Origin of the sequence: Nonomuraea sp. NPDC052634 (assembly GCF_040678535.1) — a bacterium.
GTDB lineage: Bacteria > Actinomycetota > Actinomycetes > Streptosporangiales > Streptosporangiaceae > Nonomuraea > Nonomuraea fastidiosa.
Window position 1 is genome coordinate 684,807 of the sequence record NZ_JBFATY010000001.1, and the last position, 15,009, is coordinate 699,815.

General features: G+C 74.5%; 5 protein-coding genes. All 5 read left to right on the forward strand.

The features are described 5' to 3' along the window. Window positions 1–78 precede the first annotated feature (78 nt). The 5 genes from AB0K67_RS03315 to AB0K67_RS03335 are packed head-to-tail and all read left to right on the forward strand — an operon-like array spanning window position 79 to window position 14,979. Complete coding sequence (locus AB0K67_RS03315) at window positions 79–10,989, forward strand: amino acid adenylation domain-containing protein (RefSeq protein WP_364052064.1); 10,911 nt, start codon at window positions 79–81, stop codon at window positions 10,987–10,989. A gap of 1 nt (window position 10,990) precedes the next feature. Then, window positions 10,991–12,685 carry an ABC transporter ATP-binding protein gene (locus AB0K67_RS03320; RefSeq protein ID WP_364052067.1) on the forward strand — a complete coding sequence of 565 codons (1,695 nt, stop codon included), beginning with the start codon at window positions 10,991–10,993 and terminating at the stop codon, window positions 12,683–12,685. 21 nt (window positions 12,686–12,706) lie between these two features. After that, window positions 12,707–12,943: an MbtH family protein gene (locus tag AB0K67_RS03325; RefSeq protein WP_364052070.1), complete on the forward strand. Its 237-nt coding sequence runs from the start codon at window positions 12,707–12,709 to the stop codon at window positions 12,941–12,943. 54 nt (window positions 12,944–12,997) lie between these two features. Continuing rightward, a complete protein-coding gene (locus tag AB0K67_RS03330; RefSeq protein ID WP_364052073.1) occupies window positions 12,998–14,275 on the forward strand; it encodes a cytochrome P450 in 1,278 nt (425 codons plus the stop codon). 56 nt (window positions 14,276–14,331) lie between these two features. Beyond that, window positions 14,332–14,979: a Type 1 glutamine amidotransferase-like domain-containing protein gene (locus tag AB0K67_RS03335; RefSeq protein ID WP_364052076.1), complete on the forward strand. Its 648-nt coding sequence runs from the start codon at window positions 14,332–14,334 to the stop codon at window positions 14,977–14,979. Window positions 14,980–15,009 lie beyond the last annotated feature (30 nt).

Here is a 15,009-nt window from a genome sequence, read left to right on the forward strand (position 1 = left end):
ATTGTTAGGTTAGGCTTACCTTACTTACGAACGTCTGAAGGGGCGGCTGAGGTCTTCATGCTTCGACCAAGCACTCGTGTGGTCTCCCTCTCTCCCGAACGGCTGGCCGGCCTGCGCCGCCGGGCCGGCGACCATCCCGACGGGGTTCTGCTGGAGGCCTGTGCGATCGGGCTGGCGTACTGGGCGGACGGGCCGGACGGCATCGACGGGCTCGCGCTCACGCCCGGCACGCCGTTCGCCGACGTGCTGGCCTGGGCGGCGGGCGGCGGCCGCGCACCGGAGCGCTGGCGGGCAGACGGCCTCGGCATCGCCGTCCCGGAGGGCGTCGATCTCGCCGACGCCCAGCTCGCGCTGGACGACCTGGCCGACTTCCCCGACCGGCCCATCGGCACCATCGCCCCGTCGAGCATCGAGATCCGGCTCGCCCAGCTCGCCCGATGGAACGACACCCGCGCCGACCGGGTCAGGCCGACCATCGTGGAGCTCTTCCACGAACAGGTACGCACCCGTCCCGACGCCGTCGCCATCGTGGACGAGCGCCGCACGCTCACCTACCGCGAGACCGCCGAGCTGGCCCACCAGCTCGCCCACCACCTCATCGAGCGCGGGCTGGCCGCCGAGCAGACCGTCGGCATCTCGCTGGAACGCTCGGCCGAGATGGTGATCGGGCTGCTGGCGGTGCTCATGGCGGGCGGCGCGTTCGTGCCGCTCGACCCGCACTGGCCGGCCGAGCGCCGCGCCCAGGTCATCGCCGACGCCGGGCTCGTCGCGCAGCTCGACCGCACCGGCGAGCACGACCCCGCAGAGCCGGACGCGGTGGCCGTGGACCTCGACGCCTGGGGCTACGGCTGCTACCCGGCCACCGAGACCGGGGTGACCGTGCCGGGGCCCGCGCTGGCGTACGTGATCTTCACCTCCGGCTCCACCGGGCGGCCCAAGGGCGCGATGATCCGGCATGAGGCGATCAGCGAGCGGCTGCTGTGGCAGTCGCAGGAGATCCTCGGCTTCGGGCCCGACGACGCCTCGCTGTTCAAGGCGCCGCTGTCGTTCGACATCTCGATCAACGAGATCTTCCTGCCGCTGGTCTGCGGCGGCCGGCTGGTGGTGCTGCGGCCCGGCGGCGAGCGCGACCCCCACCACCTGCTCAGCGTGATCGCCGAGCAGCGGGTGACGTTCACGTACCTGGTGTCGTCGATGCTGGACGTGCTGCTGGAGATGGCCGGCGACTCGGGTCGCCTGGACAGCCTGCGGCACGTGTGGTGCGGCGGCGAGGTGCTCACCCCCGAGCTGTACGAGCGGTTCCGCACCCGTCTCGGCATCCCCCTCTACCACGGTTACGGCCCGGCGGAGGCGACGATCGGCGTCTCGCACGTCATCTACCGGGGCGAAGCCGAGCGCCTGTCCACCTCGATCGGCAAGGCCAACCCCAACACCTGCCTGTACGTGCTGGACGACGAGCTGCGCCCGGTGCCCGTCGGGGTGGGCGGCGAGCTGTACGCCGGCGGTTTCCTGCTGGGCCGCGGCTACGTCAACGCGCCCGGCCTGACCGCCTCCCGGTTCGTGGCCAACCCGTTCGCCTCCGACGGCTCCCGCCTGTACCGGACCGGCGACCTCGCCAGGTTCGCCCCCGACGGGTCGCTGGACTTCCTCGGCCGCGCCGACAACCAGGTGAAGATCCGCGGCATGCGGCTGGAGCTGGAGGACGTCGAGGTCGCACTCGCCGAGCACCCGGGCGTGCGGCACACGTGCGTGGCCGCCAAGAAGCACGCATCGGGCGGCACCTACCTGGTGGGGTACGTGATCCCGGCGGCCGGCCACGAGGACCTGCGGCCTGAGGACGTCCTGGAGTGGGCCGCCGGGCACATGGTCGAGTACATGGTGCCCGCGCACGTCGTCGTCATGGACGCGTTCCCGCTCACCCCCAACGGCAAGCTGGACCGGCGCGCGCTGCCCGACCCCGAGCCGCGGGCCGAGCGGGTCGTCGCGCCCGCCACCGAGGAGGAGCGCGCGGTGTGCGCGGCCGTCGCGTCCGTGCTCGGCCTGGACGAGACCGGCGCGGCCGGCGCGGTCGGCGTGGACCGCAACTTCTTCCGGCTCGGCGGCGACAGCATCCTCGTGATCTCGCTGATCAGCGCGCTGCGCGAGCGGGGCCTGCACATCACGGCGGCGCAGGTCTTCGCCTCCCCCACGCTGGGCGCGCTCGCGGCGGTGGCCCAGCGGGAGGACGCCGCCGCCGACCCCTCCGACGTCGCCACCGGGCCGATCACCGGGTCGCCGATCCTGCGGTGGCTCGGCGAGACGACGGACGCGATCGGCGGGTTCGCGCAGTCGGTGGTGCTCAACACGCCGGACGGGCTGACCGGCGAGGCGCTCGATGCGATGCTCGCCGCCCTGCTCGACCGGCACCCCATGCTGCGGGCGCGGCTGGTGCGCGGCGAGCGCTGGGGCTTCGACGTCCCCGCCGCCGCTGCTCACCAAGGCGGCGCGCTCTGGGAGGAGAGCGACCGGAGCCTTGATGAGTGCGTGGACCGGGCCGTGTCGGCGCTGGACCCGGATGGGGGCGTGATGCTGCGCGCCGTGTGGCGGCGGGCGGAGCGGCAGCTCGTGCTGGCCGCGCACCACGTGGTGATCGACGGCGTCTCGTGGCGCATCCTCATGGACGACCTGGCCACCGCCTGGCGGCGGCTCTCCTGCGGGGAGCCAATCGCGCTGCCGCCCGCGGGCACGTCGTTCCGGCGCTGGACGCAGGTGCTGGAGTCGGCGGACTTCGCGGCCGGCCGCGCGTACTTCGCCCGCCCGCTTCCCGGCGCGGACCTGCCGCTGGGCAGGCGGCCGCTGGAGGCGTCGGACACCGTGGCCCGCGAGCGCACGCACGTCGTCACCGTCGGCCCTGAGGTGACCGCCGCGCTGCTGGGCGACCTGCCCGCGAGGTTCCACGCGAAGGTCAACGACGTGCTGCTGACCGCGCTGGCCGTCGCGCTCGCCCGCCGCCGCCGCGACCTGGGGCAGGAGCAGACGTTCGCGCACGTCGAGCTGGAGGGGCACGGCCGCGAGGGACGGTTCGTCGCCGCGTCGGCCGGGTTCGAGCCCGAGCTGTCGCGGACCGTGGGCTGGTTCACCACGTTGTTCCCGGTGACCGTGGACCCGGGCGCGGCGGACGACTTCACCGACCCCGCATACCTGGCGGCGGCGCTGAAGCGGGTCAAGGAGGACCTGGCCGGGGTGCCGGGCAACGGCCTCGCCTACGGCGTGCTGCGCCACCTGCGCGGCGTCGCGTTCGACGCGCCCGCGCCGCAGGTGCTGTTCAACTATCTCGGCAGGTACGAGGCGGGCACGCGGGCGGACTGGCGGCTCGCGGTCGCGACGGGGCAGCTCGGCGAGCGGCGCGACCCGGGGATGCGGCTGCCGCGCCCCCTGGAGTTCAACGCCATCGCCGAGCCGGGGCCGACGGGCGCGTACGAGCTGGTCACCACGATCTCCTGGCCCGAAGGAGTCTTCACCGGCGCCGACATCGAGGCGCTGGCCGGCTACTACCGGCAGGCGCTCGAGTCGCTGGCCGCGCTCCAAGACGGCGGCCACTCCCCCAGCGACTTCCTGCCGCTCGTCCTCACCCAGGCCGACGTGGACGCCCTCGACGGCCCCGCGCTGCGCGACATCCTCCCGCTGACCCCGCTGCAGGAGGGCCTGTACTTCCACTCGGTCTTCGACGGCGAATCGGCGGGCGGCTACGTCGAGCAGCAGATCATCACCCTGGACGGCCCGGTGGACGCCGACCGGCTCGCCGCGGCGGCCACGAGGCTGCTCGCGCTCTATCCGAACCTGGCGGCGCGGTTCGTGGCGCTCGCCGACGGCCGCGTCGTCTCGGTGCTGGAGGACGGCGTGCGCGCGCCGTTCTCCACGCTGGACCGGCCCGGCATCACCGACGAGGAGCTGCGTGACCTCGCCGAGCGGGACCGGCGCGCCGGGTTCGACCTCGCGACGGGGCCGCTCATGCGGTACACGCTCATCCGCCGGAGCCCCGGCCGGCACGTCCTGGTGCAGACCGTGCACCACATCGTCGCCGACGGCTGGTCGGTGCCGGTGATGCTGCGGGCGCTGCTGGACGAATACCACCGGCCGGGCAGCGGGTACGCGGACGACGGCTTCGCCGCGTACGTACGGGAGCTGGCCGGGCGGGACGACGCCGGGAGCGAGCGGGTCTGGCGCGAGCAGCTCGACGGGCTGGCGGGCCCCTCGCTGGTGGCCGAGGGTCACACCCCGTCGGACCGGTACACCGACGTCACCGAGATCCCGGACGCCGACATCGACGAGGCCGCTCGGGCGGCGGGGGTGCCGCTGAGCGTGGCCGTGCACAGCGCGTGGGCCGCCACGCTGGGCGGCATCCTGCAGCGCACGGACGTGGTGTTCGGCTCCACGGTGTCCGGGCGGGAGGTGGACGTCCCCGGCGTCCAGGACATGGTGGGGTTGCTGATCAACACGATCCCCGTGCGCGCGCGGTGGGACGCCGCTACCACGGCGGGCGAGCTGCTGGAGTCCGTGCGCGCGCACCAGAGCGCGGTGCGCGGCCACCAGCACGTCTCGCTCACCGCGATCGGGCGGGCGGCGGGCGGCGGGCCGCTGTTCGACACGCTCGTGGTGTTCGACGTCGCCACCGACGTGGCGAGCCTGCGCAGGCCCGGCGACGACCTGATCATCACCGAGGTCGTGAACGAGGGCGCGCCGCACTATCCGCTGACCCTGGTCGTGGCGCGGGAGCCCGGCGGCGGGCCGCGCTTCACCCTCATCTACGACGGCGCGCTGCTGCGGGAGCGGGGCGCGCGGCACATCCTGGGCACGTTCACCCGCACGCTCGTCCGGTTGCTCACCCGGCCGGACGGCCCCGTCAGCGAGCCCGCACCGGCCCTGCCCGCACATGGCGGTGAGCACATCACGCTCGGCGGGCTGTTCGACGCCGCCGCCGCGCGGCACCCCGATACCGTGGCCGTCACCCAGTGCGCGCTGGACGGCGGCACCCGGTCGATGACGTACCGGGAGGTGCGGGAGGCCAAGGAGCGGCTGGCCTCGGCGCTGCGCGCGGCCGGGGTGGGGCCCGGCGACCGGGTGGCGGTCGCGATGCCGCGCTCGCTCGAACAGGTCGTCGCGATCATCGCGGCCGTCACGGCGGGCGGCGCGTACGTGCCGCTCGACCCGGCGTACCCGGACGAGCGGCTGGCGTACCTGCTGGCCGACTCCGCGCCCAAGGTGGTGCTCGCGGACCGGGAGCGGCGCGACCGCATGGCGCGGCTGGCCGGCGGGCGGGTGCCCGTGCTCGTCCAGGACGACGACCTGCCGCTCGACCCCTCCAGGCCGCGTGTCGCCGCGCACGACCCCGCGTACGTGATCTACACCTCCGGCTCGACCGGCCGGCCCAAGGGCGTGGTGGTGCCGCACTCCGCCGTTCTGTCGCTGCTCGCCGGCACATGGCCGGACATGCGGTTCGGACCGGATGACGTGTGGGTGCAGTTCCACTCGGCGTCGTTCGACTTCGCGGTGTGGGAGCTGTGGGGCGCGCTGGCGCACGGCGGTGAGCTGCTGGTGCCGGAGTACGCGCTCACCCGCTCCCCCACCGACTTCCACCGCCTGGTGCGCGAGCGCGGGGTGACCGTGCTGAACCAGACACCCTCCGCGTTCTACCAGCTCGCCGAGGCCGACCGGCACGCCGATCAGCGCATGGAGTCGCTGCGGCTGGTGATCTTCGGCGGCGAGGCGCTGGACCTCGGACGGCTGCGCGGCTGGGTCGGGCGGTACGGCACGCGCGCGCCCGAACTGGTCAACATGTACGGCATCACCGAGACCACCGTGCATGTCACCCACCGGGTGCTGACCGACGAGGACTTCGCGGGCTCCGCCGTGTCGCCGATCGGGCGGGCGATCCCCGGCCTGGTCACGTACCTGCTGGATGAGCTGCTGCGGCCGGTGCCGCCCGGCCGGGCAGGCGCCGTTTACGTGGCGGGTGCGCAGCTCGCGCTCGGCTACCTGGGGCGGCGCGGGCTGACCGCGTCGCGGTTCGTGGCGGATCCCTTTGCCGGTGACGGGTCCAGGATGTACCACACGGGCGACCTGGCGCGGCGGACGCTGGACGGGGAGCTGGAGTTCGTCGGGCGGGCCGACGACCAGGTGCAGCTCAAGGGGTTCAGGATCGAGCTCGGCGAGGTCGAGTCGGCCATCCGGGACCTGGACGGGGTCGTGGACGTGGCCGTCACCGTCGCTCCGTCCGGTGACCATCTCGTGGCGCACGTGGCCGGCCGGGTGCCGGACGACTGGGCCGGCCTGCTGGGGGCGCGGCTGCCCGCGTACATGGTGCCGGGGCTGATGCTGCCGATCGACGCGCTGCCGCTGACCGTCAACGGCAAGCTGGACCGCGCCGCCCTGGCCGCCCGCACCGCCGGACAAGCGGACGCCGCCTCCTCTCACCCCTCACCCGCGCCGGGCGTCGAAGCCGTCGTGAGTGCGCTGGTCGGGGTGTTCGCCGAGACGCTGCCGGGTGTCGAGGTGGACGCCGACACCGATTTCTTCCGCGCCGGGGGCGACAGCATCGTGGCCATAGCCCTGGTCAACCGGGCGAGGGCGCTCGGGCTGCCGGTCACACCGCGCGAGGTGTTCCTGTTCAAGACGCCGCGCGCGCTCGCCGAGCACCTGGACGTGCCCGCCGAACCGGCGCCCCAGCCCGTCGCGCCCGCCATGCCCGCCGCCCGTGCGGACGGGCCGTTCGCGCCGACCCCGATCATGCTGCGGCAGCGCGAGCTGGGCGGCTCGCCGGCCAGGTTCGCGCAGGCCAGAACGCTGGCAGTACCGGACGAGGCGGGCTTGGCGGACGTCGAGCGGGCCGCGAACGCGGTCGTCGCCGCCCACCCGGCGCTGCGGCTGCGGCTGCGGATCGAGCACGGCGTGTGGACGCCGTGCACCGAGCCGCCGAGGCCCGTCGCCGTCGTCCGGGCGGCCGGGACCGACGCGAAGGCGGCGGCGGACGAGGCGGCCGGGCGGCTGGATCCCGAGTCCGGAAAGATGGTCGCGTTCACCTGGCTGGAGGCGTGCCGGACACTCGTCGTCACCGCGCACCACCTCGCCGTGGACGCGGTCTCCTGGCTGGTGCTGCTCGACGACCTGGCCGCCGCGCTGAGGGGCGCCGGCCTGCCGCCGGAGACGACGCCGTACGCGGACTACGCCGACGCCCTGGCCGCCACCGCCGCCCACGGCACCGGTTCCCTCGGCCGCTGGCTCACCACCCTGGACGCGCCCCCGCTGCTGCCCGGCACGCCCGGGGGGCGGCGGACGGTGACGGTGGAGGTCGCGCCGGAGGTCAGCGCGGCCGTCACGCGGGACGCGCCCGCCGCGCTCGGCGTCGGCGTGACCGAGCTGCTGTGCGGGGCGCTGCGGGCCGCGCTGACCCGCGTCCAGGACGTACCGGATGATCTGGCGATCGACCTGGAACGGCACGGCCGGGTCCCGGTGCTGCCGCACCACGACTACACGCGCACGGTCGGCTGGTTCACCTCGATCGCGCCCGTCCGGCTGGCCCCGCACACCGACCCGGTGGCGGCGGCGCGCGAGCTGGCCGAGCGGCAGCCGGACGAGCACGCGCACCTCGCCTACGGGCGGCTCCGCTACCTCAACCCGCAGACGGCCCCGCTGCTGACCGGGCGGCCGCAGGTGCTCTTCAACTACCTCGGCCAGGGCAGCGAGTCCCAGGCGGTGGAGGTCACGGGGGACGCGCCTTGCCATTACGCGGTCGAGGCGGACGCCTGGCTGGAGGCGGGCACCGGGGCGCTGCGTGCCACGTTCGCGCTGGCCGAGGGCGTACCGGACGAGCTGGCCGAGCACTGGCGGGACGCGGTCGGCGAGGTCGCGCGGGCCGCGGCGGCGGCCGAGCGGACCGCGCCGGTGACCCCGCTGCAGCAGGGCCTGTTCTACCAGGCGCAGCTCTCCGGCCCCTCCGGGCACTACGTGGCGCAGAGCTGCTTCACCTTCGACCGCCGCCTGGACCCCGAGGCGCTGGCCGACGCGATGGCGTACGTGATCGCCCGGCATCCCGGCGTCGGGGCCGGGTTCACCACCGGCGCGGACGGCGTGCCCGTCCAGGTGCTGGCGGCGGGCCGCCGGGTGGAGGTGCGGACCGTGGAGGTGGCGTCGGACGCCGAGGCCGAGGAGTTGCGCACCCGCGACCGGGCCACCGGCTTCGACCTTGAAGATCCGCCGCTGATCAGGATGACCGTGCTGCGCCGCCCGGGCGGCGGGGACGTGCTGCTGCTCAGCTACCACCTGCTGCTGTGGGACGGCTGGTCGCGCGAGATCGTGCTGCGCGACCTGTTCGCCGCCTACGAGGCGGTGCTCGCCGGCCGGCCGCTCGACCCGGCTCCCGCGACGCCGGGCTTCGAGGAGTACGCCCGCGCGCTCGCCGCCCGCGACCCCGCGCCGGCCAGGCGGTTCTGGGCCGAGCAGCTCGCCGGCCTGCCCGGGCCGACGCTGCTCGCGGGTCCCGCGCCGAAGCTGCGCGACGGGCTGCCGCAGGCGCTCGTACGGACGCTGTCCGCCGAGCGGTCGGAGCGGCTGCGCGCGGCGGCGCGGACGCACGGCGTCACCCTCAACACGGTGCTGACCGGCGCGTTCGGCCTGCTGCTCGGCGCGCACACCGGCCGCTCGGACGCGGTCTTCGGCGTCACCGTCTCCGGCCGCGACGGGCAGCAGTTCCCGGGCCTGGACGGCATGGTGGGCGTGCTGCTCAACACCGTCCCGATGTGGACGCGGCCCCGCCCGGCCGGCACCGTAGGCGACTATCTGGCGGAGGTGCAGGGGGCCAGGGCCGCCGCGATGGAGCACGAGCACCTGGGGCTGGGCGACATCCAGCGCGACACCGGCCACGACACGCTGTTCGACAACCTCTTCGTGCTGCAGAACTTCCTCGACCCGGACGCGCTGGAGGAGATCAACGCCCGGCACGGCATCGTCGAGGTGCGCGCCGACGACTCCACGCACTACCCGTTCACCTGGGTGGTCACGCCGGGCGAGCGGCTGACGGTGAAGCTGGAGTACCGCGACGGCGACACCGCGCGCGCCGAGCGGCTCCTGGACGACTACCTGCTCCTGCTCGACGAGCTGGCCCGCGCCGGCGGCCCGGTCGCGGCCCTGCCCGGCCTGGGCCCGACGCCGGTGCCGGGCCCGCGTACGGACGTCGGCACCGAGACCGTGGTGGACCTGTTCGACCGGGAGGCCGAGCGTTCCCCGCACCGGACGGCGCTCGTCGCGGGCGGCGCGTCGATGACGTTCGAGCAGCTCAAGGAGCGCAGCAGGGCGGTGGCCGGGGTGCTCGCCCGGCGCGGCATCGGCCCCGAGCGGACCGTCGCGCTGGCCGTCCCGCGCTCGCTCGACTCGATCGTGGCGCTGTTCGCCGTGCTGCGGACGGGGGCCGCGTACGTGCCGCTGGAGCTGGACCACCCGGACGAGCGGATCGCCGCGATCGTCGCCGACGCCCGCCCCGACGTCGTCCTCACGGTGAGCGCGGTCGCGTCCCGCCTGCGCGGCACCGCCGCGGAGCTGATCGAGCTGGACCGGCCGCTGCCGGAGGCGGAGCCGTACGTGACGTTCGCGCCCGGCGACCCCGACCGGCTGCGGCACCCCGCGTACGTCATCTACACCTCCGGCTCGACCGGGCGGCCGAAGGGCGTGGTGACGGAGTACGCCGGGCTGACGAACATGCTGCTCAACCACCAGCGCCGCATCTTCGAGCCGGTGCTGGCCGAGCACGGGCACCGGGTGTTCAGAATCGCGCACACGGTGTCGTTCGCGTTCGACATGTCGTGGGAGGAGCTGCTGTGGCTCGCCGACGGCCACGAGGTGCACATCTGCGACGAGGAGCTGCGCAGGGACGCGCCCCGGCTGGTCGCGTACTGCCTGGAGCACGGCATCGACGTCATCAACGTCACCCCCACCTACGCCCAGCAGCTGCTGGCCGAGGGGCTGCTCGACGACCCGGCGCGGCGGCCCGCGCTGGTGCTGCTCGGCGGCGAGGCGGTGACGCCCGGCCTGTGGTCGCGGCTCGCCGAGACCGAGGGCACGTGCGGCTACAACCTGTACGGGCCCACCGAGTACACGATCAACACGCTCGGCGTGGGCACGTTCGAGTGCGCCGACCCGGTGGTGGGCGTGCCGATCGACAACACCGACGTGTACGTGCTGGACCCGTGGCTGCGCCCGGTGCCCGACGGGGTGCCCGGCGAGCTGTACGTCTCGGGCATCGGCATCGCGCGCGGCTACCTCGGGCAGAGCGGGCAGACCGCGCACCGGTTCGTGGCCTGCCCGTTCGGCGAGCCGGGCGAGCGGATGTACCGCACCGGCGACCTCGTGCTGCGGCGGCCCGACGGCAACCTCGCCTACCTGGGCCGCACCGACCAGCAGGTCAAGATCCGGGGACACCGGGTGGAGCCGGGCGAGGTGGAGGCGGCGTTCGCGGCGCATCCGGCGGTGCGGTTCGCCGCGGCGGTGGCGCAGCCCGACCCGGGGGTTGACGGGGCGTACCGGCTGGCCGCCTACCTCGTGCTGGACGGCGCGGACCTCACCTCGGTCGCCGCCGAGGTGTGCGCCGCGCTGCCCGACTACCTGCGGCCCACCCACTACGCGCAGGTCCCCGCGATCCCGCTGACCGTGAACGGCAAGGCCGACACCAGGGCGCTGCCCGAGGCCAAGCCGCTCGGCGCGCTGACCTCCGCGGGCGAGCGGGGGCCCGCGACCGAGACCGAGGCGGTGGTGTGCGCGCTGTTCGCCGAGACGCTCGACCTGGACGACGACGAGGTGAGCGCGGTGAGCGACTTCCTGGCCATGGGCGGGCACTCCATGCTCGCGCTGCGGCTGGCCGGTCTGCTGCGCCGCGAGTTCGGCCCGGTCGTCACCGTACGCGACCTGTTCACCCTGAGAACCCCGCAAGCGCTGGCCCGCCACATCGATGAGCACTCCTGACATGACCGAAGAGACTCCTGTGCGCACGGGCTCCGACGTGCTGCGCGCCGCGCTGCGCCGCAACGCGCGCGCGATGACGGCGGGCACCCTGCTCATGGGGATGTACCAGGCGGCCGAGACCGCCTTCCCCATCGCGCTCGGCCTCATCGTCGAGCACACGCTGCAGGAGCGCAGCCTGGGCTCGCTGGCCCTGTCGATCGCGGCGCTCGCCGTGATCGTCACGACGGTGTCGCTGTCGTGGCGGTTCGGGATGCGCATCCTGCAGAAGGCCAACACGACCGAGGCGCACCGCTGGCGGGTCAGGATCGCCTCCTGCGCGCTGCAGCCGGTCGCCAGGGACACCGGGCTCAAGTCCGGCGAGGTGCTGACCATCGCCACCGAGGACGCCGACCAGACCGCCGACATCATCGAGGTGGTGCCGCTGCTGATCAGCTCGCTGGTCGCGGTCGTGGTGGCGGCGGTGGCGCTGGGCATGGCCAGCATGCCGCTCGGCCTGCTGGTGATCGCCGGCACGGCGGCCATCCTGTCGGCGCTCAGCGTGCTGTCGCGGCGCATCGGCGCCGGCACCCGCGAGCAGCAGGCCAGGGTGGCGCGGGCGGGCGCGAAGGTCGCCGACCTGATCAGCGGCCTGCGCCCGCTGCACGGCTTCGGCGGCGGGCACGCGGCGTTCCTGTCGTACCGGAAGGTCAGCGCGCACGCCCGCGACCAGGCGGTCACCGTCGCCAAGGCCGCAGGCGCGTACGCCGGGACCGCGCTCGCGCTCAACACCCTGCTCGCCGCCGCCGTGACGCTGACGGCGGGCTGGCTGGCGCTGTCCGGGGAGATCTCCATCGGGGAGCTGGTCATGGCGGTGGGGCTCGCGCAGTTCATCATGGAGCCGCTCAAGCTGTTCTCCGAGATGCCCAAGTACGTGACGGTCGCGCGGGCGTCGGCCGACCGGATGGCGCTGGTGCTGGCCGCGCCGCCGGTGGCGGCGCCCGGCTCCGGGCATCCGCCTCCGGACGGCGACCTGGAGGTGGACGGCCTGCGCTTTGGGGCGCTCGACGGGCTGAAGTTCCACGTGCCCGCCGGTTCCTTCGTGGCGATCGCCGCCTACGACCAGCGCGCGGCGGCCGACCTCGTCGCCGTCTTGGGGGCGCGGGTGCCGCCCGGCGCATACGAGGGCGTGGTGCGGATCGGCGGCCGGGACATCCGGGAGCTGTCGGTCACCGGGGTGCGCGAGCATCTGCTGGTGAACCCGTACGACGCGGAGATCTTCGCCGGCACGCTGCGCAGCAACATCGACCCGTCGGGCACCGGCCGCGACGTCGCGGCGGCGGTGGAGGCGTCCATGCTGACCGACGTCGTGGCCCTGCACCCGGAGGGGCTCGACCATCCCGTACGCGACCGCGGCGCGAACCTGTCCGGCGGGCAGCGGCAGCGCCTGTCGCTGGCCCGCGCGCTCGCCGCCGACCCCGCCATCCTCGTGCTGCACGACCCGACCACGGCCGTGGACGCGGTCACCGAGCAGCTCATCGCCCGCAACCTGGCCGCGCTGCGCCGTGGCCGCACCACGGTGGTGATCACCGGCAGCCCGGCGCTGCTGGACGCGGCGGACCGCGTCCTCGTCCTGGACGGCGGCGTGATCGCCGCCGAGGGCGCCCACCGTGACCTGCTGTCCCGCGACGACACCTACCGCCTGGCCGTCGCCAGGTGAAACACCTAGAGAGGAACGAGCATGACCAACCCCTTCGACGACGCGGACGGCCGCTTCCTGGTGCTGGTCAACCCGGAGAACCAGCACTCGCTGTGGCCGTCGTTCGCGCCGGTGCCCGCCGGGTGGACCGTCGTGCTGCCCGAGACCACCCGCGCCGCCTGCCTGGAGTACATCGAGACGCACTGGACGGACCTGCGGCCCCGATCGCTGGCCGAGAGGGCCGGGAGCGCCGGGAGCGCCGGAAACGTGGACACGTGACCTGACCTGATCTCCCGACTGTTTACGAGCCGCCGGTCGGGGCAGACGCGCCGCATGCCTGTTGTGGACCAGACGCTGATGTTGTTGCTCAAGGGATACGCCTGGCTCCCCGACCTGCGCAGGCGGGCGGCGGGCGACGTGGTGCGCACGCGCGTGCTCGGGCGGCGGGCGACCGGCCTGTGCGGTCCCGACGCCGCGCGTTTCTTCTACGACGAGGAGAACGTGGAGCGGCGGGCGGCGCTGCCCGGCCCGGTCAGGAGCACGCTGTTCGGCCACGGTTCGGTGCACGGCCTGGACGGCGCCGCACACCGGGTGCGCAAGGCGATGTTCACCTCGCTGTTCAGCGGGCCCGCCGTGGCCGCGCTCGTCGCGCACGTCACCACCGAGTGGGATCTCGCGGTGGCGTCCTGGGAGGGGCGGCCGGTGGTGCTGTTCGACGAGAGCGCCCTGATGCTGACCAGGGCGGTGTGCGAGTGGACCGGGCTGGCCGTGGACGAGGAGGACCTGCCGGAGCTGGCCGCCGACCTGGTCGCGATGGTGGACGGGCTGGGCACCGCCGGGCCCCGGCACTGGCGGGCCAGGCAGGCGCGGCGGCGGCGCGAAGCCTGGCTGGACCGGCTGGTCCGCGACCTGCGCAACGGCTGCGAGGAGGCGCCGCCCGACTCCGCCGCCGAGGTGGTGGCCGTGCACCGCGACGCCGGCGGCCGGCCGCTGCCCCCGCGCGTGGCGGCCGTGGAGCTGCTCAACGTGCTGCGGCCGACCGTGGCGGTCTCCTGGCTCATCACGTACGCGGCGCACGCCCTGCATCGCCGGCCCGAGCATCGTGCCCGGCTGGCCGGCGGCGACCCGGAGTTCGCCGAGGCGTTCGCGCACGAGCTGCGGCGCTTCTACCCGTTCGCGCCGCTGCTCGGCGGCCGGGCCGCGCGCGAGCTCGACTGGCGCGGCACGCACATCCCCCGCGGGTCGCTGATCCTGCTGGACGTGTACGGCCAGCACCACGACCCGAGGTACTGGCGTGACCCGTACACGTTCGACCCCCGCCGCTTTCTCGGCGCCGCGCCGGGCCCGTACGACCTGATCCCTCAGGGCGGCGGCGACGCGCACAGCGGCCACCGCTGTCCCGGCGAAGCGCTCACCATGGCACTGCTGCGCGCTGTCGCGCCCCGCCTGGCCAGGCTCGACTATGAGGTGCCGCGCCAGGACCTGACCATCTCCCTGCGCCGGATGCCCGCCCGCCCGGCCAGCGGCTTCATCCTCGTCCCCGCCCGCCCCGCACCCCTGGCGTCCCCGGCCTCTCCCTTCCCGCACGCCGGGCGCCGCGCCCCCGCCTGACCCTTCGCCTTGCGCTGCCTTGCCTGGCTCGCCGCGCGAGCGGAGCATGGGTGCCCATGATCAGAGAACCGCAGATCCTCGCCTGCTCCGGCGCGCTGTACCCGCCCGCGGACTACCGCCACCCCGGCGCCCAGATCTGGCAGGCCATGCGGCTGGCGGACGTCCGCAGGCCGCGCGTGTGCCTCATCGCCACGGCCACCGGCGACTCGCGCGAGCACATCACGGGCTGGTACGAGCGGGCCGGCTCGTTCGGGGACGCGGAGCTGTCCCACCTCACGCTGTTCACCCAGCCGAACGTGCCCGACGTGCGGGCGCACCTGCGCGCCCAGGACGTGATCTTCGTCTCCGGCGGCAGCGTGGTCAACCTGCTCGCCGTCTGGCGCGCCCACCGGCTGGAGGAGATCCTGCGCGAGTGCTGGGAGTCGGGGGTGGTGCTGGCCGGGCAGAGCGCGGGCAGCCTGTGCTGGCACCTCGGCGGGGTGACCGACTCCTTCGGCGACCGGCTGGATGTGGTCGCCGACGGCCTGGCGTTCCTGCCGTTCTCCAACGGGGTGCACGAGGACGGCGTGGCCCTGCACTATGTGGGGACCCGCTTGCATGAGGCGGTGGCCGTGCTGCCGGAGCGGCATGCCTGCTTCATCGAACCGGGGCCGGGCGGAAGCCATCGGGAGACGGCGATACCTGCTCGGCTCTGGATGCCCTGAGAGTTTCGTCTCGGACGCTTCCGTGGCGGC

Coding starts and splice junctions, on each gene's coding strand:
- AB0K67_RS03320 (WP_364052067.1), top strand. CDS start 10,991: ATGACCGAAGAGACTCCTGTGCGCACGGGCTCCGACGTGCTGCGCGCC.
- AB0K67_RS03325 (WP_364052070.1), top strand. CDS start 12,707: ATGACCAACCCCTTCGACGACGCGGACGGCCGCTTCCTGGTGCTGGTC.
- AB0K67_RS03330 (WP_364052073.1), top strand. CDS start 12,998: ATGCCTGTTGTGGACCAGACGCTGATGTTGTTGCTCAAGGGATACGCC.
- AB0K67_RS03335 (WP_364052076.1), top strand. CDS start 14,332: ATGATCAGAGAACCGCAGATCCTCGCCTGCTCCGGCGCGCTGTACCCG.